General features: G+C 75.2%; 22 protein-coding genes. 4 read left to right on the top strand and 18 right to left on the bottom strand.

Annotation, left to right across the window (positions count from 1 at the left end; all coding sequences use genetic code 11):
- Positions 1-33: 33 nt before the first annotated feature.
- A complete protein-coding gene (locus tag ACIF6F_RS22730) occupies positions 34-1,053 on the bottom strand; it encodes a glutathione S-transferase family protein (protein WP_399949337.1) in 1,020 nt (339 codons plus the stop codon).
- Between the two features lie 142 nt (positions 1,054-1,195).
- Here ACIF6F_RS22730 and ACIF6F_RS22735 point away from each other — a divergent pair, with 142 nt between their 5' ends.
- Positions 1,196-1,462 carry a DUF4235 domain-containing protein gene (locus ACIF6F_RS22735; RefSeq protein ID WP_399949339.1) on the top strand — a complete coding sequence of 89 codons (267 nt, stop codon included), beginning with the start codon at positions 1,196-1,198 and terminating at the stop codon, positions 1,460-1,462.
- A gap of 73 nt (positions 1,463-1,535) precedes the next feature.
- Here ACIF6F_RS22735 and ACIF6F_RS22740 read toward each other — a convergent pair whose 3' ends face one another.
- Both ACIF6F_RS22740 and ACIF6F_RS22745 read right to left on the bottom strand, forming a co-directional pair.
- The gene (locus ACIF6F_RS22740) at positions 1,536-2,417 is read right to left on the bottom strand and encodes an SDR family oxidoreductase (protein ID WP_399949341.1); all 882 of its coding nucleotides are present in this window, start codon (positions 2,415-2,417) and stop codon (positions 1,536-1,538) included.
- A 232-nt stretch (positions 2,418-2,649) separates the two neighbouring features.
- Complete coding sequence (locus ACIF6F_RS22745; RefSeq protein WP_399949343.1) at positions 2,650-5,139, bottom strand: CehA/McbA family metallohydrolase; 2,490 nt, start codon at positions 5,137-5,139, stop codon at positions 2,650-2,652.
- A gap of 312 nt (positions 5,140-5,451) precedes the next feature.
- Here ACIF6F_RS22745 and ACIF6F_RS22750 point away from each other — a divergent pair, with 312 nt between their 5' ends.
- Entirely contained in the window at positions 5,452-5,775 is a 324-nt protein-coding gene (locus ACIF6F_RS22750) for a hypothetical protein (protein WP_399949345.1), read from the top strand.
- A gap of 17 nt (positions 5,776-5,792) precedes the next feature.
- On the opposite strand, the gene ACIF6F_RS22755 is transcribed toward ACIF6F_RS22750, so the two are convergent.
- Both ACIF6F_RS22755 and ACIF6F_RS22760 read right to left on the bottom strand, forming a co-directional pair.
- Positions 5,793-6,410 carry a TOPRIM nucleotidyl transferase/hydrolase domain-containing protein gene (locus ACIF6F_RS22755; RefSeq protein WP_399949347.1) on the bottom strand — a complete coding sequence of 206 codons (618 nt, stop codon included), beginning with the start codon at positions 6,408-6,410 and terminating at the stop codon, positions 5,793-5,795.
- 94 nt (positions 6,411-6,504) lie between these two features.
- The gene (locus tag ACIF6F_RS22760) at positions 6,505-7,296 is read right to left on the bottom strand and encodes an SDR family NAD(P)-dependent oxidoreductase (RefSeq protein ID WP_399949349.1); all 792 of its coding nucleotides are present in this window, start codon (positions 7,294-7,296) and stop codon (positions 6,505-6,507) included.
- A gap of 136 nt (positions 7,297-7,432) precedes the next feature.
- On the opposite strand from ACIF6F_RS22760, the gene ACIF6F_RS22765 reads away from it, so the two are divergent.
- Both ACIF6F_RS22765 and katG read left to right on the top strand, forming a co-directional pair.
- Positions 7,433-8,020, top strand: a complete 588-nt coding sequence (locus tag ACIF6F_RS22765; protein WP_399949351.1) for a TetR/AcrR family transcriptional regulator — start codon at positions 7,433-7,435, stop codon at positions 8,018-8,020.
- A 128-nt stretch (positions 8,021-8,148) separates the two neighbouring features.
- Positions 8,149-10,338, top strand: coding sequence for a catalase/peroxidase HPI (gene katG, locus ACIF6F_RS22770; RefSeq protein WP_399949354.1), 2,190 nt, complete (start codon positions 8,149-8,151; stop codon positions 10,336-10,338).
- 58 nt (positions 10,339-10,396) lie between these two features.
- On the opposite strand, the gene ACIF6F_RS22775 is transcribed toward katG, so the two are convergent.
- The 13 genes from ACIF6F_RS22775 to ACIF6F_RS22835 form a co-directional block, all read right to left on the bottom strand.
- On the bottom strand, positions 10,397-11,869 hold the full coding sequence (locus ACIF6F_RS22775) for an aminotransferase class I/II-fold pyridoxal phosphate-dependent enzyme (protein ID WP_399949356.1): 1,473 nt from the start codon (positions 11,867-11,869) through the stop codon (positions 10,397-10,399).
- 102 nt (positions 11,870-11,971) lie between these two features.
- Positions 11,972-12,463: a DUF5709 domain-containing protein gene (locus tag ACIF6F_RS22780; protein ID WP_399949358.1), complete on the bottom strand. Its 492-nt coding sequence runs from the start codon at positions 12,461-12,463 to the stop codon at positions 11,972-11,974.
- Positions 12,464-12,613: 150 nt separating this feature from the next.
- Complete coding sequence (hypE, locus tag ACIF6F_RS22785) at positions 12,614-13,678, bottom strand: hydrogenase expression/formation protein HypE (RefSeq protein WP_399949360.1); 1,065 nt, start codon at positions 13,676-13,678, stop codon at positions 12,614-12,616.
- Entirely contained in the window at positions 13,671-14,852 is a 1,182-nt protein-coding gene (gene hypD / locus ACIF6F_RS22790) for a hydrogenase formation protein HypD (protein ID WP_399949362.1), read from the bottom strand. Before hypD ends, hypE begins: the two co-directional genes overlap by 8 nt.
- Complete coding sequence (locus ACIF6F_RS22795; protein ID WP_399949364.1) at positions 14,849-15,172, bottom strand: HypC/HybG/HupF family hydrogenase formation chaperone; 324 nt, start codon at positions 15,170-15,172, stop codon at positions 14,849-14,851. Before ACIF6F_RS22795 ends, hypD begins: the two co-directional genes overlap by 4 nt.
- Entirely contained in the window at positions 15,141-17,519 is a 2,379-nt protein-coding gene (gene hypF / locus ACIF6F_RS22800) for a carbamoyltransferase HypF (RefSeq protein WP_399949550.1), read from the bottom strand. Before hypF ends, ACIF6F_RS22795 begins: the two co-directional genes overlap by 32 nt.
- A 22-nt stretch (positions 17,520-17,541) precedes the next feature.
- The gene (gene hypB / locus ACIF6F_RS22805; RefSeq protein ID WP_399949366.1) at positions 17,542-18,249 is read right to left on the bottom strand and encodes a hydrogenase nickel incorporation protein HypB; all 708 of its coding nucleotides are present in this window, start codon (positions 18,247-18,249) and stop codon (positions 17,542-17,544) included.
- Positions 18,250-18,252: 3 nt separating this feature from the next.
- Entirely contained in the window at positions 18,253-18,648 is a 396-nt protein-coding gene (gene hypA / locus ACIF6F_RS22810; RefSeq protein ID WP_399949368.1) for a hydrogenase maturation nickel metallochaperone HypA, read from the bottom strand.
- Between the two features lie 94 nt (positions 18,649-18,742).
- Positions 18,743-18,847 (bottom strand): DUF6893 family small protein, encoded by a 105-nt coding sequence (locus tag ACIF6F_RS22815; protein WP_399949370.1) that lies wholly within the window; start codon positions 18,845-18,847, stop codon positions 18,743-18,745.
- A 12-nt stretch (positions 18,848-18,859) separates the two neighbouring features.
- On the bottom strand, positions 18,860-19,441 hold the full coding sequence (locus tag ACIF6F_RS22820; RefSeq protein WP_399949372.1) for a hydrogenase maturation protease: 582 nt from the start codon (positions 19,439-19,441) through the stop codon (positions 18,860-18,862).
- Positions 19,438-20,967 carry a hypothetical protein gene (locus ACIF6F_RS22825; protein WP_399949374.1) on the bottom strand — a complete coding sequence of 510 codons (1,530 nt, stop codon included), beginning with the start codon at positions 20,965-20,967 and terminating at the stop codon, positions 19,438-19,440. The genes ACIF6F_RS22820 and ACIF6F_RS22825 overlap by 4 nt, the downstream gene beginning before the upstream one ends.
- Entirely contained in the window at positions 20,964-21,680 is a 717-nt protein-coding gene (locus tag ACIF6F_RS22830; protein WP_399949376.1) for a DUF6084 family protein, read from the bottom strand. The genes ACIF6F_RS22825 and ACIF6F_RS22830 overlap by 4 nt, the downstream gene beginning before the upstream one ends.
- Positions 21,677-22,354: a DUF5947 family protein gene (locus tag ACIF6F_RS22835; RefSeq protein WP_399949552.1), complete on the bottom strand. Its 678-nt coding sequence runs from the start codon at positions 22,352-22,354 to the stop codon at positions 21,677-21,679. Before ACIF6F_RS22835 ends, ACIF6F_RS22830 begins: the two co-directional genes overlap by 4 nt.
- Positions 22,355-22,364 lie beyond the last annotated feature (10 nt).

The following is a 22,364-nucleotide window of genomic DNA, read 5'->3' on the forward strand; positions in this document are numbered from 1 at the left end:
TGCACCGAATCACGGGAGACGGGGAGGGGAAAGTCAGGCCGGGGCCGTCGCCCACGGGGTGTGGGTCACGGGCACGGCTTCCGACGGCCCGGGCGGGCCGGGCGGCGTGCCCTCGCCGAAGGGGCGGCCGCCCAGTTCCTCGCGGGCGTGCGGGGTGAGCCAGCCCGCCAGGTCGGGGCCGGCCGGGACGATGCCGGTCGGGTTGATGTCCGTGTGGACCTCGTAGTAGTGCCGCTTGATGTGCTCGAAGTCGACGGTGTCGCCGAAGCCCGGCGTCTGGAACAGGTCCCGCGCGTACGCCCAGAGCACCGGCATCTCGGTCAGTTTGCGCGCGTTGCACTTGAAGTGGCCGTGGTAGACGGCGTCGAAGCGCACCAGTGTGGTGAACAGCCTTACGTCCGCCTCGGTGACCGTGTCGCCGACGAGGTAGCGGGTGGCCGCGAGCCGTTCCGCGAGGCGGTCAAGCCGCTCGAACAACGCCTCGTAGGCCTCGCGGTACGCGGCCTGGGAGCCGGCGAACCCGGCACGGTACACCCCGTTGTTGACGTCCTTGTAGACCTCCGCGTTCACGGCGTCGATCTCCGCCCGCCGCTCGGCGGGATAGAGGCTGGGCGCTCCGGGACGGTGGTACGCGGTCCACTCCAGGGACAGGTCGAGGGTGAGGGTGGGGAAGTCGTTGGTCACCACCGCGCCGGTGGTGACGTCCACGACGGCCGGCACGGTGATCCCGCGGTCGTAGCCGGGGTCGCGGGCGAGGTAGGCCTCGCGGAGCCGTTCGATGCCGAGTACGGGGTCACGGCCGCCGGGGTCGAGGTCGAAGGTCCAGCTGCGCTCGTCGTGCACGGGCCCGGCGACGGCCATGGGCAGGGCCCGTTCCAGGCCGAGCAGGCGCCGTACGATCACGGCCCGGCTCGCCCAGGGGCAGGCGCGGCTGACCACGAGGCGGTAGCGGCCGGGCTCCACCGGGTGGCCCTCCCGGCCGTCGGCCGTGATCCGGGTGGTCAGGTACCGGCTGTCCCGCTCGTAGGCGGCGCCGTGGTGTACGTAGCTCACCCCCCGCCCCTACCCGCCGTTCGCCGGCCGCAACGCGCGGACCGCCGGCCCGGGAGGAGTGGGGCGGCCGGACCGGGGTAGGCGAGGGGCCCGTGGAGGACCACACGCACGGAACGGACGACGAGCACGGAAGGCGGCGGTCATGAAGGCGGCGGCTATCACGTACAAGCCGGTGGGCATGCTGCTGGGCACGGCGGGCGGCCTGGCGGCCGGCGCGCTCTTCAAGCAGCTGTGGAAGGTGCTGGGCGACCAGGAGGACGCGCCCGACGCCACGGACGAGGAGCGGACATGGCGGGAGGTGCTGATCGCGGCCGCCATCCAGGGCGCGGTCTTCGCGCTCGTCAGGGCGGCCGTGGACCGCGCGGGCGCCACGACGGTCCGCAAGGTCACCGGCACCTGGCCGGACTGACGGCCCCGGCGGGCGGGGCCCCGGGGCCGGGCCCCTGCCGGGAACGCGGCCGCCCCGCCCCACCTCGCCCCGCTCACGGCAGCGGCGTACCCCCGGTGGCGTTCATGATCTCCCCGGTGATGTAGCCGGCCTGCGGGGAGGCGAGGAAGACGTACGCGGGCGCCATCTCGGCGGGCTGCGCGGGCCGGCCCAGCGGCGACTGCTTGCCGAACTCCCGGGTGTCGGGCATCGTCGCCGGGATCAGCGGGGTCCACACGGGCCCGGGGGCGACGGCGTTGACCCGGATCCCGCGCTCGGCCAGCATCTGGGCGAGGCCCTGGGTGAAGTTGGCGATGGCGCCCTTGGTCATGGCGTAGTCGAGCAGGTGCGGGCTCGGCTTGTACGCCTGCACGGACGTGGTGTTGATGATGGAGGCCCCCGCTCCCATGTGGGCCAGGGCCAGCTTGGACAGCCAGAACATCCCGTACAGGTTGGTGCGCACCACCCGGTCGAACTGCTCGGTGCTGATGGCCTCGATGCCGTCGGGCTGGGACATCTGGTACGCCGCGTTGTTGACCAGCACGTCGATCCCGCCGAGCTCCGCGACGGTACGCTCGATCAGGGACCGGCATGCGGCCTCCTCGCGGATGTCGCAGGCCACCGGCACCGCCCGGCGGCCGGCCTCGCGCACCAGCCGCGCGGTCTCGTCCGCCTCCCGCTCCTCCTCCGCCAGGTGGGTGAAGACCACGTCCGCGCCCTCACGGGCGAAGGCGAGCGCCACGGCCCGTCCGATGCCCGAGTCGCCTCCGGTGACCAGGGTGCGCAGGCCGGCCAGCCGGTCGTGGCCCCGGTACGAGTCCTCGCCGTGGTCCGGCGGCGGGTCCATGGGCCCGGTCCACCCGGGCGGGGACTGCTCCTGGGCCGGGAAGTCCGGCCGGGGGTACTGCGTCGTGGGGTCGGGAAGCCGCTCGTCCACCGCTGATCGCCCTTCGTTCGGCCCCCCGGGCCCCGGTGGCCGCGTGCGGCCCCCGCCCCCGGCCCTCCTGTCACGTCCGTCTCCCTGTGCCGCCTTCCCCCGGCGGCGCCGCCCATGCGCGCGCCGGGGCGGCCCGGGCGGCCCGGATGCCCGTGAGGGGAGGGCGCGGGCACGCGGGGAGCCGTACGCCGCGGGCGCCCTCCCGCACGGGCACCCGGGCCGCGAACACCCCCTAGCCGGCGCTCACCGCGGACACGTGCGTGGTGCCGTCGCGGAGGGCGGTGATGCGGACCTGGCCCGCGGGGAAGCCGTCGGTGCCGTTCGGGCCGGGGATCCGGGCGAACGGTGTCCACGAGCCGTCGGGCCGCCGGATGTTGTGCCAGGCCCGGCCGTCGAGCCCGACCGCCACGACGTGTGCGGCGCCGTCGGGCGTGCCGGCGATGCCGATGGCGCTGGCCCCCATGGTGGGGGTGGTGACGCCCCGCGGGGGCCGGAAGCCCGTCCAGGAGCCGTCCGGGCGGCGCAGCTGGTGGTAGACCATGCCGTCCAGGCCGATCGCCAGGAGCTGCGACGAGCCGTCGGGCATGCCGGTGACGGCCAGGGCGGGGCCGGAGAACGTGGCCGCCCCGCCGTAGCCGGCCAGGCACCCCCACGGGCTCCACGAGCCGTCGGCCCGGCGGACGCAGTGGTACATGGCCCCGTCGGTGCCGTAGCAGACCAGCTGCGCGGACCCGTCGGGCATCGCGGCGACGGACACCTTGGTCGCGCCCCAGCGGCTCGCGCCCGCGTTGCCGGGCACGGCCCGGAAGCCGGTCAGGGCGCCGTCGGCGCGCCGCTGCTGGTGGTGGACGGTGCCGTCCATGGCGGTCACCACGATCTGGCAGGTGCCGTCCGGGAACCCGGCGAGGTCCGCCTCCCGGACGGTGAAGTCGGCCCTGCCGTCCGGGCCGGTGATCCGCTGCCAGGGCAGCAGCGTGGCGGAGCCCCGTACGGAGGTCAGCCACAGGCTGTTGTCGGGCGCGATGCCCAGAACGACCACCGACCCGTCCGCCATCCCGGCCGTGGCCGTCTGGAGGCCCGCGAACGAGGCCGCGCCGCCGGCCCCGGGCAGCGGCCGCATGCTGCTCCATGTGCCGTCGGGCCGCCGCTCGGTGTGGAAGAGAGTGCGCCGTTCCACGTCGTACGGGGGCAGTTGGGCGGAGTGGAACCAGACCGGGTTGGTGACGGCGACCAGCTGGTCGAGCGTGGTGGAGGCGGGTCTGGGCCGGCGGACCTCCGCGCGGGCGAACAGGGAGGCCTTGCCCCAGCCGCGCCACCGCAGCTGCCCGCGACCGTCGGCGCCGATCCAGGTGGCGGCCATGATGCCCCACTCGGTGTACAGGGTGACGATGCTGTCGGGGGCGCCCGAGACGTCCACGGTGACGTCGACGGCGTCGAAGAACGACAGCGGCAGTTCCTCGCCGGGGCCCGCCACCGCACCGCCGCCGCGGGCCGTCAGGTCCACGGTGACGGCCGCGGACTCGACGGCGTACGAACGGCCCCGGCGCAGGGCGTCGAGGACGGCGGGGGCGGAGAGCGAGGCGGCGCGCACCACGTTGTGGGGGCGGCCGACGGCGTCGGCGGGGCTGTGGGCGTCGCTGTTGCCGACGGCGGCGACGCGCTTGCCGACGCAGAGCAGGGCGTGCCAGGCGGCGATGTTGGCCGCGTCGTCCAGGGTCCAGGGGCCGTTCCACACTTCCAGCGCGTCGACGCGGTCGAGGCCGAACTCCCAGAACGAGCCCGCGGCGGGGGTGAGCGGGTGTGCGGCGATCGTGAGGCCGCCGAGGCTGTGGACCCGCCGGGAGTGGGCGTCGAAGGCGCCGTCGCGGGGGCCGTGGTGCCAGTCCACCCACTCGCCCTGGGGCAGTCCCACGGCCAGCCAGTGGCCGTGCCGGGTGGTGACCTCCTCGGCGTTGAGGACGAGCAGGTCGGTGGGGATGTTGCCGCGCCAGGACACGCCGGTGGAGCTGGTGTTGTGGTCGGAGGTGGCCAGGAAGTGCAGACCCTCGCGGCGGGCGGCCTCGACGATCTCGTCCACCGTGCGCCCGCCGTCGGAGTGCACGCTGTGCAGATGCAGGTCGCCCCGGTACCAGCCGGGGCCCCGGCCCGGCACGGCGGTCGGCAGGATCTCGTACGGCCGGCCGGGCAACGGGTCGCCGTGGTGGAGGGTGACGGTGACCTGCCAGGCCATGCCGCCGGCCGCTCGGACGATGGGGCCGAGGGCGACGTACCAGGGGCCGGGCTCGATGGGCCCGGGCAGGTACCCGGGGGTGGCGTCCGCGCCGGAGAGGGTGAACTCGGAGCGGGCGCTCCCCGACCAGCCGCGGAAGCCGGAGGGGCCGAAGATGCCGGTGTCGAGGATGCCGGCGGCCGCGTCGTAGCCGGAGGACACCGTGATGCGCTGGATGCCGGCGGGGACGTCGAAGGGTACGGACGCCCACTGGTCGAAGCCGTTGGGCGAGCGGCCCTGGTAGGTGGTGGTCACCGTGTCGGTGCCCTGGCCGGCGGTGGTCGCGGCGCTCGCGAGGGGGGCGGGTAAGAGTGCGGCGGCTCCGCCGACGGCCAGCAGGCCGCCGAGCCGGAGCAGGGTCCGGCGCTCGACGCCGGGGGCGGCGGTGTGGTGGGCGGGGCAGGGGGTGCGGGGGGTCTCGGACGGGTGGTTCGGGGGGTGGTCGCTCAGCACAGCCTGGCTCTCCGTTCACGTGGCGTGGCGGGGCGGGGAGGGACTTTGCGGTGGCGGGTCGTGCCGTGTCGCGGGAAGCCGTACGAGCCCGGGCCGGCGGCCGTGCGGGGACGCCCGGCCGCGCCGGCCCGCGCGCGGAGCGGCCGTCCCGGAGCCGAGTTGTTCGAACGAACAGTAAGGTCGCCGCCGTGGGAGGACAAGGGCGCGGGCACCGGGCCGGAGGGCCGCCCGAGCCGGGTCCCGCTGACCCGGTCGGCGGACGGCGCCGAGCCGGGGACCGCACCGTGGGCCCCGGGGCGTTACCGTGGCCGCATGAGTGCCGACCCCGCGGCCGTCCTGACGGTCTGTCCGGATTGCACGCGCCTGCGCCAGACCGTGCAGTACCCGGCGCGGCGCGCGCAGCAGCTGTCCCCCGAAGGTGCGCCCCACCCGCTCACCAGGCTGGCGCGCCACCTGGCCAACCGTCACCTCGACCTGGTGCCGGGCTGGTTCGAGGACTGTGACCGCTGCATGGAGCTGAGCACCGCGCTGGGGGAGGCGGCCGACCGGGGACTGCTCGGCGCCGGGGCCGCCCAGGCGGGCGCCGAGCACCGGGCGCTCCACCTGCTGACCTCAGCGGACCCGCAGGTCCGCTGACGGGACGGCCGGTTCGGTCAGAGTCCGGCCAGCAGGCTCTCCAGCGGGGCGGGGACGCGGTCCTGGTCGAGGGCCTCCACCAGGACGTGCCCGTAGCGGATCTTGCGGCCCTTCTTCGTGCCCAGGAAGCGCCGCATCAGCTGCTCCGCGCCGCGGTCCCGCTGCGCGGGCTGGTTGAGGAAGGTCTCCAGGGCCCGCTCGTCACCTTCCGCCCTGACCAGGTCGGCCACCCGCGCGACGCCGAGGGCCCGGATGAGTTCGTCCTCCAGGTCTGCCGCGCAGACGAAGAACCCGTCGGCCGCGGCCCCGGCCCGGGCGAAGCCGCGGGCGTAGTAAGGGCGTTCGCGTTCGTCGCACAGTCCGGTGAGGCGGAGGCCGAGGCCGGACGGGCCGAGCAGGGCGGCGAAGCGCCCGACGTTCATGGCACCGCCCATGGACAGGACGCAGGTGCCCTCGGCCGCCAGGTCCCGGCCACGGCGGGCGGCCAGCGCCTCGACGGCCGCGACGTCGCTGGGCCCTTCGAGCAGCACCACCGTGCGGACCCGCAGCCGTTCGGCCAGCTCGCGGGCGGGGCCGTCCGGGCCGCCCGCCGCCCATGCGGTGGCGGCCGCCCGGAACTCCCCCATGTCGCTCATGGCCCGAGTCTCGGCCCTTTCCGTCCGCCGCGCGACGGGTTTTCCGCCCGCGGCCCGCCGCGGCCCGCCCGCGACTCAGGCGGCGGGCCGGCCGTCAGCGGCGCGACCGCTGGGCCGCGACGATCTGCCGTACGGAGCCGTCGAGGCCGGCGCGGGCCTGGACCCGCTCGGCGAACCGGGGGAACTGGCCGGCCACGGCGCTCAGCAGCCGCAGCTCCAGCGGGGCCACGTTCAGTTCGCACAGGTCCCGGCGGACGGCCCGTACGACGCCCTCGGCGACCCGGCCGGGAGTGACGGTCCTGATGCCGTTCGGCGTGGCGGCTCCGGTGGCCGCGAACATGCCGGCGTCCCGGACGAACCCCGGCTGGACCAGCGACACCCCGACCCCGGTGCCGCCGAGGTCCTGGCGCAGGGCGAGGGCGAAGCCGCGCAGCCCGAACTTGGTCGCGTTGTAGAGGGAGGTGAAGCGGGTGGCCGCCTTGCCGGAGATCGAGCCGACGAGCACGATGTGGCCGCGGCCGCGGGCCACCATGGGGGCGGCGAGCAGCCGGGACAGCACGATGGGCGCCCGCAGGTTGACGTCGAGGGCGCGGTCGAGCTGCTCCTCGGTGTAGTCGAGGAGTTCGCCGCTGGCGGGCAGGGCGGCGTTCGCGACCAGCACGTCGGTGTCGGCACAGGCCTCGGCGAGGCGGGCGACGTCCTCCCGGACGGCGAGGTCGGCGAGGACTCCCCGGGCGCCGTGGGCGTCGGCGGCGGCCTTGAGCGCCTCCTCGCGCCGCCCGGTGACCGTGAGGCGGGCCCCGGCCGCGGTGAGGTGCGCGGCCAGGGCCGCCCCGATGCCGCCGGTGGCACCCGTGAGCAGAACGTTCGCTCCAGATATGTTCATGACAACTCCCGTGCTCGCCTGTTGTTCGTTCGAACGAACAGTAGGGAGGGGGGCCGCCCGCTGTCCAGGTGCGGCAGAGGAGCCGGGCGGCAGACCCGGGGGCCCGGAACCCCCGAGGATGAGGCAGAATGCCGCCATGTCCCCTGCCTCCGCCACCCGCCAGCGCATCATCGACGCCGTGCTGCGGATCATCGGGCAGGACGGGGTCGCGGCCGTGACCAACCGGCGCATCGCCAAGGAGGCCGCCGTCTCACTCGGCTCCGTCACGTACCACTTCGCCACCCAGCACGAGCTGCTGCGGGAGAGCCTGCTGCACTTCGTGGCCGAGGAGACCAGGCACTTCACCACCCTCGCCGACGAGTGCTCGGAGGGTCTGGACATCCGCCAGGCCGCCGAGGTGGTGGCGCAGGTCGCGGGCGTCGACGGCTTCGACAGCCGGCACATCGCCCCCTTCGAGCTCTACGTCCAGGCCGGCCGCGACGAACGGCTGCGCACTGCCGCGGCCGAGTGCTTCGCCGCCTACGACCTGCTCGCGGCCCGCCTCCTGACGCACCTCGGCGTGCCGGACCCCGAGCGGCTGGCCGGCGCCGCCGTCGCGCTGGTCTTCGGCCAGCAGCTGCGCCGCCTTGCCACCGGCGCCCCTGCGGAGGACCTCGTCGACGCGCTCCTGGTGCTCACCCGGATCTCCCCCGGGGCCCCCGCGGCCGGTCCCGGCCCCCGCTGACCCACGCGCGTCTCCATCCTTTCGCCGACTCGGCGTTCCCATGCGTGTTCTCGTGGCTCTGAGGTGTGCGATGCGGGAGCATACGGACGCGTCAGGCGATAGAAGGACCAAGAGGAAGAAGGGCGCACGTGTCCGGCAGCGAAAGCGAGAACCCGGTCATCCCCTCCCCGGCCCCCGTGCCGACCCGGCCGATGACGAACCGGGACTGGTGGCCGAACCAGCTGGATCTCCAGGTTCTGCACCAGCACTCCCCCCGCGCGAACCCGATGGGCGAGGACTTCGACTACGCGGCGGAGTTCGCGACCCTCGACGTCGAAGCGCTGAAGCGGGACGTCTTCGACGTGATGACCGCGTCGCAGGACTGGTGGCCCGCCGACTACGGCCACTACGGGCCGCTGTTCATCCGGATGAGCTGGCATGCCGCGGGGACGTACCGGATCGCCGACGGGCGGGGCGGCGGCGGCAGCGGCGCCCAGCGCTTCGCCCCGCTCAACAGCTGGCCGGACAACGCGAGCCTGGACAAGGCGCGCCGGCTGCTGTGGCCGGTGAAGCAGAAGTACGGCCGGAAGATCTCCTGGGCCGACCTGCTGGTCTTCGCCGGGAACTGCGCCATGGAGTCCATGGGGTTCAAGACCTTCGGGTTCGGCTTCGGACGCGAGGACATCTGGGAGCCCGAGGAGATCTTCTGGGGGCCCGAGGACACCTGGCTCGGCGACGAGCGCTACGTGGGCGACCGCGAGCTCACCGGCCCCTTCGGCGCCGTCCAGATGGGCCTCATCTACGTCAACCCCGAAGGCCCCAACGGGAACCCGGACCCGCTGGCCGCCGCCAGGGACATCCGCGAGACCTTCGGCCGCATGGCGATGGACGACGAGGAGACGGCCGCGCTGATCATCGGCGGGCACACCTTCGGCAAGTGCCACGGCGCCGTCGACCCGCAGTACGTCGGCCGGGAGCCGGAGGGCTGCCCGCTGGAGGCGCAGGGCCTGGGCTGGCCCAACACCTACGGCACCGGCAAGGGCGCCGACGCGCTCACCAGCGGGCTGGAGGGGGCCTGGACCACCGACCCGGTCCGCTGGGACAACGGCTACCTGGACAACCTCTTCGGGTACGACTGGGAGCTGACGACCAGTCCGGCGGGCGCGAAGCAGTGGACGCCGACGGACCCCGCGGCCCAGGGCACCGTGCCCGACGCCCACGACACGTCGAAGCGGCACGCGCCCATGATGCTGACGACGGACCTCGCGCTGAAGATGGACCCGGTGTACGAGCCCATCGCGCGGCGCTTCCACCAGAACCCGGACCAGCTCGCGGACGCCTTCGCCCGGGCCTGGTACAAGCTGCTGCACCGCGACATGGGCCCCCTCTCGCGCTACCTCGGTCCCTGGGTGGCCGAACCGCAGCTGTGGCAGGACCCGGTCCCCGCGCCCGGCCACGACCTCATCGGCGACGCCGAGGTCGCCGCCCTCAAGGAGGCGGTCCTCGCGTCGGGGCTGTCCGTCTCCCAACTGGTCACCGCGGCCTGGGCGTCCGCGGCCAGCTTCCGCGGCACCGACATGCGCGGCGGGGCCAACGGAGCGCGGATCCGGCTCGCCCCGCAGAAGGACTGGGAGGTCAACACGGCCTCCGGAGTCGCCGCGGTGGTGGAGGCCCTCGAAGGCGTCCGCAGCGAGTTCAACTCCGCGCAGTCCGGCGGCAAGCAGGTCTCGCTGGCCGACCTGATCGTGCTGGGCGGGTGCGCGGCCGTGGAGAAGGCGGCGCGGGACGCCGGGCACCCGGTCACGGTGCCGTTCGCCCCGGGGCGCACGGACGCCTCGCAGGAGCAGACGGACGTCGAGTCCTTCGCCGTTCTGGAGCCGGCCGCGGACGGCTTCCGCAACTACCTTCGGTCCGGTGAGAAGCTCCCGCCGGAGACCCTCCTCCTGGACCGGGCCAACCTGCTGACGCTCACCGCCCCCGAGCTGACCGTGCTGATCGGCGGCATGCGGGCGCTGGACGCCAACGCCGGCGGGTCGGCACACGGCGTCTTCACCGACCGTCCCGGAACGCTGTCGAACGACTTCTTCGTCAACCTGCTCGACATGGCCACGGAGTGGCGCGCGTCCGACACGACGGAGAACGAGTACGAGGGCCGGGACCGCGCGACCGGCAAGGTGAAGTGGACCGCCACGGCGGTCGACCTGGTCTTCGGCTCCCACTCCCAGCTCCGGGCGCTCTCCGAGGTGTACGCGAGCGCCGACGCCGGCGAGAAGTTCGTGCACGACTTCGTGGCCGCCTGGGACAAGGTGATGAACCTGGACCGGTTCGACCTCCGCTGAGGCCGGGGACGCGGGCCGGCCGGACCACCGGCCGGCCCGCTCCGCTCTCCGGGGTCCGTCAGCGCCCGTTCCGCCGGGCCATCACGCGCAGGGTGCGGGCCGTGGGGTCTGCCGCGTCGGGCAGCAGGACGCCGTGGTCCGCGCCGCTGCGCAGGTAGTCGACGATCTCCCGGGTGATGACCTCGCCGGGCGCCACGGCGGGAACGCCCGGCGGATAGGGGCTGATGGTCTCCGCGGCGACGCGCCCGACGGCGCGGTCGGCCGGCACGTGTTCGGCGGGGGCGAAGAACGCCTCCCGGGGCAGGACGGCCTGTTCGAGTTCCAGGGCCGGCGGGTCCGGCAGCCGGACCGGGGGCCGGCGGCCGATCGCCTCGGCCCCCTCCACCAGCGCGCCGAGCGCGTCCAGCAGCTTCTCCTCGGTGGCGTCGTCGTCCGCGTGCGTGACGGACACGCTCATCCGGCAGGTGTCGGACCCGCCGACGTCCACGTGGCGGTGGGTGCGCAGCCACTCCGCGCCCTGCATGCCGCTGATGCCGAGCCCGCGTACGTCGACGACGATCTTCAGGGGGTCGAAGGCGGCCGCCAGCCCCTCCTCGACGACCTCCCCGCCCATGGGGTGGAGACCGGGGAGCGCCTCGATCGCGGCACGGATCCGCTTGGCCCGGTGCAGGGCGGCGTCGAGGAGTTCGTGGCCGTGCTCCGCCATCTGGCGGCGCCAGCCGTCGAGCGTGGCGTACACGAGCGTGGAGGCGCTGGTCGTGCCGAGCAGGTCCTCGCGCTGCTTCAGGGCCTCCGGCGAGATGCGGTCGTACTGGAGGTGGAAGACGGAGCTCTGCTCGATGGCGCCGCCCATCTTGTGGACGCTGGTCACCACCAGGTCGGCCTCGTGGTCCATGCCCCAGGGCGGCAGTCCGGGGTGGAAGGGGAGGTGGGCGCCCCACGCCTCGTCGACCACCAGGGGCACGTCGTGCTCGTGGCACACCCGGGCCACACTGCGGATGTCCGCGCAGGTGCCCCAGTCGGTGGGGGTGATCAGCAGCATCCCCTTGGCGTCGGGATGTTCGCGGAGCCGGGCGCGTACGTCGTCCGCTTCCGGCGGGTGGACGAGGTGCCGCTCGGGGTCGCCCTTGGGATGCACCCAGACCGGCTCGACGCCGTTGACGATCACGGCGGCGATCACGGACTTGTGGGCGTTGCGGGAGACCAGCATCTTCTCGCCGGGTCCGGCCACGGCCAGCATGGCGGTCTTCACCGAGAGCGAGCTGCCGCAGGTGGAGAAGAAGGCCTGCTCCGCGCCGACCGCGTCGGCCATCAGCTCCTGGGCCCGGTCCAGCACGCCCTGGGACTCGCGGCGGTCGTCGAGTCCGTTGAGCAGCAGGACGTCCGCGCGGAACACGTCCGCCCCGACGACCTCCAGCACGCGCGGGTCCACGCCGCGGCCCTGTTTGTGGCCGGGTGGTCCGTAGACCACGTCGCCCCTGCTGCGGAACTCCTGCAGGGCTTCCAGTACGGGTGCCCGTGATTGATCCATGACCGGTCCCTCCGCGTGACGGCGTACGGGGCTGCGGGCGGTGGGTGGGTGCGGCCCTTGCCGCTCATGGCCGCACGGCCGCAGCCCAAACCCGCGACCGCTTCAGCCGGTGCCCTCGTCGTCCTCGTGGTCCTCCTCGATGACGTGGACGGCGGCTTCCTCGGCGGAGGCCGCGCCGCCGTCGATGCCCACGTCGTGGGCCCGGACGGACAGGTGGGGGTGCGGGCCGGGGCCCGGATCGTCGGCCGGCGCGAGGCGGCCGGCCCGGCGGGTGCCCGCCTGGTCGTCCACGGGTTCGCCCTCACCGTCGGGCAGGTCGCCGATCCCGTTGCCGTCGGGTGCGCCGCGGGGGTCGGGTTCGGGGACCTCGGTGGCCAGGCGCTGGTCCAGGGTCGTGCCGTCCCGCAGCTCGCGGCCCGTGGTCGCGGGGCCCGCGACGGCGTACGGGCGCTCGGGGGGCGAGTCGGCGGTGTCGAGCCGGTCGTCGAGGCCGGGCTCGTCCAGGGTGTTCTCCAGGTCCGGCTGGAGCTCTCCGGGCTGGTCGGCGTCCTGCGGCTGGTACACGTCGTCGGCGCGCGCGTCGTTCTCGGTCATGGCCCGCCTCTCCTTCCGGCCGCGCCGTGCGGCGCGGCCCCGGGGCTTGCGTACCCGCCTGCGCCTACCCGGGGCCGGGGCGTCCACACCGCGGCGGCCGTGGTCCGCCCGGCGGGCGCGGCGGACGGCCGCGCCCGCCTGGCGGGGCCGTCAGCAGATGCGGGGCAGCTGTTCGCCGACGGGGAGGTCGACGACCCGGGTGCCGCCGAGGGCGGTGCGGGCCACCACCATCCCCGGGTGGTCGGCGACCGCCTCTCCGACGACGGCCGCCCGCCGGCCCAGGGGGTGGGCGCGCATCGCGTCGAGGACGGCGTCGGCGTGTTCGCGCGGTACGAAGGCCACGAGCTTGCCCTCGTTGGCGACGTAGAAGGGGTCGAGGCCGAGGACGGCGCAGGCGTTGGCGACCGCGGGCGGCACGGGGACGGCGCGCTCGCGGAGGACGACTCCGGTGCCGGAGGCGGCTGCGATCTCGTTGAGGGCGGCGGCCAGGCCGCCCCTGGTGGGGTCGCGCAGGACGTGCAGATCGGGCGTGACCGCCAGCATCGCCTGGACCAGGCCGCCGAGCGCGGCGCAGTCGCTGGCGACGTCCACGCCGAACTCCAGGCCCTCGCGGACGCTCATGATCGCCACGCCGTGCAGGCCGATCTCGCCGCTGACGATGACCACGTCGCCGGGGACCACGCGCTGGGGGCGGAGGTCGACGCCGGCCGGGATCAGCCCGATGCCGGCCGTGTTGACGTACACGCCGTCGCCGTGGCCCGCCTCGACGACCTTGGTGTCGCCGGTGGCGATCTCGACGCCCGCGGCCCGGGCCGCGGTGCCGATCGCCTCGGCGACCCGGGCGACCGTGGCGACCTCGACGCCTTCCTCCAGGATGAACCCGCAGGACAGGTAGGCGGGGACGGCCCCGCTCATCGCCAGGTCGTTGACGGTGCCGTTGACGGCGAGGTCGCCGATGCTGCCGCCGGGGAAGAACAGCGGCCGCACCACGTAGGAGTCGGTGGAGAAGGCCAGCCGGGCGCCGCCCAGGGTGAGCTGCGCGCTGTCCCCGAGGCCGGCGAGTGCGGGCCCGCCGTAGGCCGGTGCGAAGACGTGCCGGACGAGTTCGGCGGACAGGGCCCCTCCCCCGCCGTGGCCCATGACCACACGGGGGTGGTCGCGCAGCGGGGCCGGGCAGGTCCACCCGGTGACGTCGAGCGGTGCGGTCTCAGACAACGGGGTTCGCCTCCAGGGGTGCGGTCGTCTCCGTGCGTCCCGTGCCGCCGCCCGCGGCCGCCGCGTCGGCGGCACGCGGCGGGGCGAGGTCGAGGCGCCGGTAGAGGTAGTACGCGGCGCAGGCGCCCTCGCTCGACACCATGGTGGCGCCGAGGGGGTTGCGCGGGGTGCACAGGGTGCCGAAGGCCTCGCACTCGTGCGGCTTGAGGAGGCCCTGGAGCACCTCGCCGCTGCGGCACTTCTCGGGTTCGCGGGTGGTGATGCCGGTCACGGCGAAGCGGTGCTCCGCGTCGTACCCCCGGTACTTCGGCGAGAGCCGCCAGCCGCTGTCCGGGATGACGCCGATGCCGCGCCAGGCCCGGTCGGTGACCTCGAAGACGTCCGCGAGCATGGCGAGCGCGGCCGGGTTGCCCTCGGGGCGCACGGCGCGGGCGTAGGCGTTCTCGACCCGGTGTTCGCCGCGTTCCAGCTGGTGTACGGCCCGGCGTACGCCCTCCAGGATGTCCAGCGGTTCGAAGCCCGTGACCACGATGGGCACCCGGTGGCGGTCGGCCAGTACGGGGTACTCGGCCGTGCCCATCACGCTGCACACGTGGCCGGCGGCCAGGAAGCCCTGGACCCGGCAGCTGGGCGAGCCCATGATCGCCTCGATGGCGGGAGGCACCCGGACGTGCGAGACGAGCAGGCTGAAGTTGCGGATGCCCAGCCGCTCGGCCTGGTACACCGTCATGGCGTTGGGCGGGGCGGTGGTCTCGAAGCCGATGCCGAAGAACACCACCTGCCTGTCGGGGTTCTGCCGGGCGATCTGGAGCGCGTCGAGCGGCGAGTACACGACCCGGACGTCGCCGCCCTCGCCGCGGACCCGGAACAGGTCCCGGCCGCTGCCGGGGACGCGGAGCATGTCGCCGAAGGAGCAGAAGATCACGTCGGGGCGGGAGGCGATCTCCAGCGCCTTGTCGATGACCTCCAGGGGGGTGACGCAGACCGGACAGCCGGGTCCGTGGATCAACTCGACCTCTTCGGGGAGGAGCTGGTCGATGCCGTGCCGGATGATCGTGTGCGTCTGCCCGCCGCAGACCTCCATCAGCGCCCAGGGGCGGGTGACGGTGGCCCGGATGTCGTCCAGCAGCCGGCGGGCGAGGTCCGGGTCCTGGAATTCGTCGATGTACCTCACTGCCGCGCCGCCTCCTGTGTCGCGCTGTCGTCGCCGAACGGCCATCCGCCGGCCTCCGCGGCGGCCTGCTCCCACGGGTCGCCGAACTCCTCCTGGAGCAGGCCCAGTTCGGAGAAGAGCTCCAGGGTCTGCCGGGCGGACTCCTCGTCCAGGCGCTGGAGGGCGAAGCCGACGTGCACGATGGCGTACTCCCCCACCCGCAGGTCCGGCAGGTACTCCAGGCACACCTCCTTGACCACTCCGCCGAAGTCGACGGTGGCCATCCGGGTGCCGTCCCGTTCGCCGATGTCAATCACCCTGCCGGGTACCGCCAGGCACATGGGCTCCTCCTCGCTCTGGGTGTTCCGGGCGCCGCCGGGCGGCCGCGACCATCAGCTGGCCGAGGGCCAGGCCACCGTCGTTCGGCGGGACCTGCCGGTGGCGCAGCACGGTGAAGCCGGCCCGGCGCAGCAGCCGGGCGCAGGCCGTGGACAGCAGGGTGTTGGCGAAGACCCCGCCGGTGAGGGCCACGGTGCCGGTGTCGTGTGTCGCCCGGGCGGCGGTGCTCAGCTCCAGGACCAGTCCGGCGACCGCGCGGTGGAAACGGGCGGCGATCACGCCGGGGGCGGTGCCGGCGCGCAGGTCGGCGACGGCCGCGGCCAGCAGGGGCGCCGGGTCCGCCGTGATCGGCGTGCCCGGGCCGAGGGCGAAGCGGTACCCCTCCGCCGGGGCTGCCGTGTCCCCGGCGGTGAGGGCCGCCGCCTCCAGTTCGACGGCGGCCTGGGCCTCGTATCCGGACTGGTGGCAGACGCCGGCCAGGGAGGAGACGGCGTCGAACAGCCGGCCCATGCCGGAGGTGGGCGCGCAGTTCAGCCCGCGCTCCAGCTGCCGCCGCAGGACACCGAGTTCGGTGGGCGGGCAGGCGGCGGTGCAGGGCAGGTCGGGCGCCCAGTCCAGGCCGGCGGCCCACAGGTGGGCGAGCGCCATCCGGTACGGGCGGCGGACGGCCGCGTCGCCGCCGGGCAGCGGCACGGGGGCCAGGTGCGCGAAACGTTCGTACCCGCCGTAGTCGGCGAGCAGCACCTCGCCGCCCCAGACGGTCCCGTCGTCCCCGTAGCCGGTGCCGTCGAAGGCGATGCCGATCACTGGGCGGGTGCCGTCGTGACCGTGCTCGGCGAGGACGGAGGCGATGTGGGCGTGGTGGTGCTGGACCGGCACCAACGGCCGTTCGCCGGCGTGGCGTCGGGCCCACCGGGTGGAGCGGTAGCCGGGGTGCAGGTCGGCTGCGAGGAGTCGGGGCGTGACGCCGGTGATGGACTCCAGCTGCCGCTCGGCACGCTCGAAGGCGGCCTGCGTGGCGAGGGAGTCCATGTCGCCGATGTGTGCGGACAGCCAGGCCTGCCGGTCCCGGCCGAGGCAGAAGACGTTCTTCAGGTCCCCGCCGGCGGCCAGCGTCTCGGGGACGGGCAGCGGGAGGGTCAGCGGCAGCGGCGCGTGGCCGCGGGAGCGGCGTACGACCAGCGGCTCGCCGTCGCAGACGCGCACCACCGAGTCGTCGCACGGCACGTGGATGGGCCGGTCGTGGGTGAGCCAGGCGTCGGCGATGCCGGCGAGGCGTTCCAGGGCCTCGGCGTCGTCGGTGACGATGGGCTCGCCCGCGAGGTTGGCGCTGGTCATCACGAGCAGCCGGGGTCCCGGCGGGTCGCCGGGCAGCCCGAGCAGCAGGTGGTGGACGGGCGTGTACGGGAGCACGAAGCCGAGGTCCGGGCAGCGCGGGGCCACCTCGTCGGCGGGCACCGGCCCGTCCGGGGCGCCGGGGCGGCGTCTGAGCAGGACCACCGGGCGGGCGGCGCCGGTGAGCAGGGCGCGTTCCTCGGGACCGGTGAACGCGAGGCGTTCGACGGCCGCCAGGTCGGGGACCATCAGGGCGAACGGCTTGTCCCCGCGGCCCTTGCGGCGGCGCAGGGCCGCCACGGCGGCGCTCTGGGTGGCGTCGCAGGCGAGGTGGTAGCCGCCGAGGCCCTTGACGGCGACGACGGCGCCCTCGGCGAGCAGCCCCCGGGCCCCGGCCACCGGGTCGGCGTCGTCCGTCTCGCGCGGGGGCCGGCCGGCCAGCAGCCGCAGCCGGGGGCCGCAGGCCGGGCAGGCGACGGGCTGGGCGTGGAAGCGCCGGTCGGCGGGGTCTGCGTACTCCCGGGCGCAGTCGGGGCACATCGGGAAGCGGGCCATCGTGGTGTGCGCCCGGTCGTAGGGCAGGGCGGTGACGATGGTGAACCGGGGCCCGCAGTGGGTGCAGGTGATGAAGGGGTGCCGGTGGCGGCGGTCGGCGGGGTCGGCGAGTTCGGCGAGGCAGTCCGCGCACGTGGCGGTGTCCGGCGAGACCAGGGTGCGGGCGGCGCCTTCGGTGCGGGACGCGACGATGGTGAACCCGGTGGTGCCGGCGGCGGGCAGCGGGCGGTGCCGGACGGCGTCGACGACCGCGAGCGGGGGCGCGTCCGCGGCGAGGCGCTCGCAGAACTCCCGTACGGCCGCGGCCGGGCCCTCCACCTCGGCCACGACGCCCTCGGGGGTGTTGGTGACGTGCCCGGTCAGCCCCAGGGCGGTGGCCCGGGTGTACACGTACGGGCGGAAGCCGACGCCCTGGACCACGCCGCGGACGGTGACCAGGCGGCGTTCCACGCTCTCCACGGTCTCCACGGGTGCCGGCCGTTCAGTGGTGGTGGGCGTGGGTGTGACCGGCCATGACGGGGACGTGGGCGGGGGTGTCCGGGGCCACCGCCAGCGCCCGGTCGAGCAGCAGGCCGAGGCCCTCGCCGCGCCGGGCGGAGGTGAGCGCCACCTCCACTCCGGGGTTGACCCGCTCGACGTTGCGGCGGAACGCGGCCTCGTCGAACTCGGCGGCGACGGCCAGGTCGGCCTTGGTGACCAGCACCAGCTGGGCGAGGCCGAAGGCGGTGGGGTACTTGAGCGGCTTGTCCTCGCCCTCGGTCACGGAGGCGAGGACGACGCGCAGGGTCTCGCCGAGGTCGTAGGAGGCCGGGCAGACGAGGTTGCCGACGTTCTCCACGAACAGCAGCCGGGTGCCCTCGGGCAGCCAGCCGTCGAGGTGGCGGCCGAGCATGACGGCCTCCAGGTGGCACAGCCCGTCGGTGAGGACCTGCTTGACGGGTACGCCCGAGCGCGCCAGCCGCACCGCGTCGTTCTCGGTGGCGAGGTCGGCGGTGAGGGCGGCGGCCGGAACGCCCCGGGTGCGGGCCAGGCCGAGTTCGCGTTCGAGCAGTTCCGTCTTGCCGCTGCCGGGGCTGGACAGCAGGTTCACGACCGTGGTGCCGGCCTCGGCCAGCCGGTCGCGCAGGACCTGCGCGGCCCCGTCGTTCTTGGCGAGCACCGCCTGCTTGAGGTCGACCGTTCGGCACATGGTTCAGCGCTCCTCGGGGATGGGTTCGCGGTGGTGCGCGCCGCCCGGCGCGTCGTCCCAGGTCACGCCCGCGATCTGGAGTTCGCGGCCGGACCGCAGCTCGGTGCCGGCCGCCGAGCCGCAGCGGGGACAGGACAGGTCGGGCGGCATGCCGACGGCCCAGTCGGCGGAGCAGGTACGGCAGCCGGCGCGGGCCGGCACGGTGTCGGTGACCAGGGTGGCGCCGGCCAGCACCGTGTCCGCGCAGGCGAGTTCGAAGCAGAAGGCCAGGGCATCGGGTACGACGCCGGCCAGCTCCCCCACCTGGAGGCGGACCTCGCTGACGGCGCGTGCGCCGCCGGCTTCCGCCGCCTCCGCCACCTGGGCCACCACGGCCATGGCGATCGACATCTCGTGCATGGGACTCCGTCCTGCCGCGGCTCATTACACCGGCCGGACGGGGGCGGGGCGTTCGGGCGCGCCGTCGGGCGGCGCCCGCCGTACGCCGTCCGGCTCAGAGCCGGCGCATGTGCAGGTAGCGCCTGATGTCCGGGAGGAACAGGGCCAGTACGGCCGCGCCCACGACGAGCAGCGCGGTGCCGGCGGCGGTCTTCGTCACGGTGGTTCTCCTTCAGCTGTCGGGGAGTTCGGCGGAGCGGGCGGCGGCCGTGGCCGCCGGGAGGTGTGCCGGGCCGAAGCTGCGGGCGCGCTCCCGGCCGGTGTCGTGGAGCAGCTCCAGGAGGAGGCGGGCGGCTTCCGGGACCGCGGCGGCGACGGGGGCGCTGAGCCCGATGCCCTCGTCGAGGCAGGCGGGTTCGCAGCCCACGACGAGGATGCGGCGGGGCGGGCTGGTGCCGGTGCCCGCGCAGAGGGTGCCCAGCAGGGCCAGGACGGTGTCCGGGGACATCTGGTGGCCGTCGAGCACGACGCCGGGGCGGTCAGGCTCCACGGGAGCGCCCTCCCCGGGGGTGTCGGGCTCGATGACGTACAGGGTTCCGGGGGGTCCGCCGCGTGCGGTGGCGTCGACCAGGACCAGGGTGTCGTAGCCGTCGAGGAGCTGGTACGCGAGGTGGACGCCCCGGACGCCGAAGTCGGTCACCTCGGTGCCCTCGGGCAGGGTCGCGCCCGCGAGCCGGCGCACGGTCTCGACGCCGAAGCCGTCGTCCCCGAGGAAGACGTTGCCGATGCCGGCGACGAGGGTCCGGCCGGTCACCGGTCCGCCTCCGCAGACGCGTCCCGCACGTCGCCCTCGTCGGGCAGGGGGCTGACCTCGTCGGGCTGGAAGTACAGGAAGCGGCCCTGTTCCCGGCGGATGTCGGCGCCGGGGTCGCCCTCGACGGTGACCGCGAGGTGCACTCCCCCGTCGACGTCGTGCAGGACCTCCTCGACCAGGGCGGTACGGCCCTGGAGGAACAGGTCCTGGGCGTCGGTGCGCCGCAGCCCCGGGCTCAGGCGCACCCGGCTGCCGCGGCCGACGGGTACGCCGTCCACCGTCACCCGCTCGGGCGGCGGGCCGGCGGGATCGGCTCCGGCCGGGTCCCACCAGGGGGTGTCGGGCCGGAACAGGCCGGCCCCGGGGTCCGCGTCGGGGCCCGGGGCCCCTTCGAATCCGCCGAAGCCCTCAGGGCCGTCGGCACCGCCGGGGCGTTCCTCGCCGGTGATCTCCCGGAGGGTGCGCACCGCGCCGTGCAGCCGGTCCAGCACCTCCGGCGGCAGGGAGTCGGCGAGGTCGACGACGGCCGCGGCCCGCGCGTCGGTCCCGCGGGCCTCCCGCTTCTCCTGGTCGGTGAGGGCCGCGGTGCGCAGGGCGAGGATCTCGTCGATCTCCAGCGCGTCGTACATCGCGCCGGCGCTCTCGGGGGCGATGGCCGGGTGGTCCTCCAGGATGATCGGGGAGGACAGCACCACGTCCGTGCGGCCGGGTTCCCCGGCGAGCACCGGCCAGGTGTGCCGGTTCTCGCAGGCGGCCGTCTCCGCACGGGCCCACTCCGGGGGTGCGGTCAGGGACAGGAACGAGCCGGCGCCCAGGCCGAGCAGCAGATGCGCGGCGACCAGGGAGCGGGGCAGGGCCGCGTCGCGGCCGGCAGCCTCGGAGGCGCCGTCCGGGGTCCAGGGGCTGGTGTTGTCGACGGTCGCGGTCAGCCGGTACGCCCGGTAGGGGACGTCGAGTTCGGCCGCCTGCAGCCGTACGGTGCCCTCGACGGCCGCGGCGCGGCGGACCAGCCGTCCGACCGTGCGGCCGTCGTCGTCGAGGACGGGCTCGGTCTCCTCGCGGGCCGGCCGGCCGAAGCACCGTACCTGCCCGTCACCGAGCAGGTCGCGGACCGGCACCGTGAACTCCACGCGCTCCTCGGCGCCCTCGTCCCAGGGGACGAGCACCCGGTCGGGCAGGTGCAGCTCCGCGGTGTCCGCGAATCCCCCGCCGGGCAGGGCCCGTTGGACGGTGCGGCGCAGGGGGTGGAGGAAGCGCAGCTCGACGGCGAGCACGGTGTCGCCGCGCGGTTCCATCAGGAGCTCGGTCCGGAACGCGGAGTGCTCGCCGTGGGCCGGGCCCCAGGACGGCGGCACCAGCACGCCGAACTGCCAGCGCAGCCGGTTCTTGGCCGCCGAGGCGCGGTACGGGTAGAGCACGTATCCCTCGAAGAGGACGGCGTCGGCGACCTGACGGGCGTACGCGAAGCCCGCCGTGCCGGGCCCGCCGGCCGGGGCGGCGGGGGCCGGGGCCGGGGTGAGGGTCACGGGGTCCGCCTCTCGCCGGAACGGGCCGGCAGGGCGGCCGGCCCGCCGGTACGGGCCGCGGCTCCGGGCACCTGGGGGGCGCGGCCGGACCCGGCGGCGTCCAGCAGGGCCCGTACGGTCGACTCCCAGGAGGCCAGCGCGTGCCGGGACCGGTAGGCGAGCAGGGCGTCCATGGTGTCCCGCGACAGGCGCAGCCAGCCGCAGCCGGGGAAGTGCTGCTCGACCATCTCCCGCCAGACGGCGACCGGCAGCCGGAAGGGCGCCTCGCGGTCCCAGGGCACCGGTGCCACCCGGAACCCTCCTGCGCCGGTGAAGGCGGTCCCGGAGAACAGCAGGAGCAGCGGGGCCTCGCCCTCGCGGAGCGCCCCGAAGTAACGGGTGGCCGCGATGTCCATGTCGTAGGTGCAGGGCACCGGCAGGTCGACCTCGGTCTCCCCGGTGAACCCCGGCACCATCACGGCGACCTGGGCGAACTGGAGCGGCTGGAGGCTGGTGCCCCAGCGGGAGCGCTCGCCGAACAGGTCGGTGAGCCCCTCCGCCTCGGCGGGGCCGTAGCTGCGCCGGGCCGGTTCGATGCGCAGCTGGCAGCGGAGGGCGAGGGCGTGGACCCGGGTGTCCGGGGGCGCGGTGACGCGCAGCCGGAAGACCAGGGTGGGGCCCGCGGCGTAGGGGTCGGCGCGGACCCCGGTACAGGCGAAGGAGAGGTCGGTCACGGGGCTCCCGTCCCGGTGGGCGCGGTGGCCGCGGCCACGGGCCGGGCCCGGCGCTCCACCTCGGCGGAGAACTCGCGGAGCGCGGCGCGCGCCTCGGCGCCGCCGTCGAAGCCCTGCCACAGCAGGCGCATGCGGCCGACAAGTTCGTAGCAGATGTCGACCGGGACCAGGTGGCAGCTGGTGCGGCCGCCGTCGCGGCGCAGCAGCAGGGCCTCCACGTCGGGCCGCAGCAGCGCGGCCAGCGGGGTGGCGTCGAGCAGCGACTGCCAGGCGTCGGGGTCGAGTTCGCTCTCGGTGGCGCCGGCCGGGCTCGGGTAGAGCGCGACCGGACGGCCGAGGGCGGCGTTGTGGAAGAAGAAGGCGGTGCCGACCGGGATGCGGAGCCGGTCCCAGGCACCGCCGTCCAGCCGGTGTCCGGGGTCGGACAGGTAGCGGTCGGGTACGGTCCGGTACCGGCCGGTGGCGGCGCCGGGGCGGTCGAAGAGCACCGCGCAGGGCCGGCAGGCGCACACCAGCGCGCGCCGTTCGGTCTCCACGAGGTGGCGGTGGCCGTCCCCGGACACCGGGGTGCCGCAGAGTTCGCACGCCTCGGGGCGCGGGGGCCGGGGGCCGGTGAACCGGCCCAGCCCGCGCGCCCGGCGCGGGCCGGTCCGGTCCCCGGGGTACGGGGGCATCGGCGGTGCG

The sequence above is a fragment of the Streptomyces sp. NPDC086023 genome (genome assembly GCF_044540325.1).
Classification (GTDB): Bacteria; Actinomycetota; Actinomycetes; order Streptomycetales; family Streptomycetaceae; genus Streptomyces.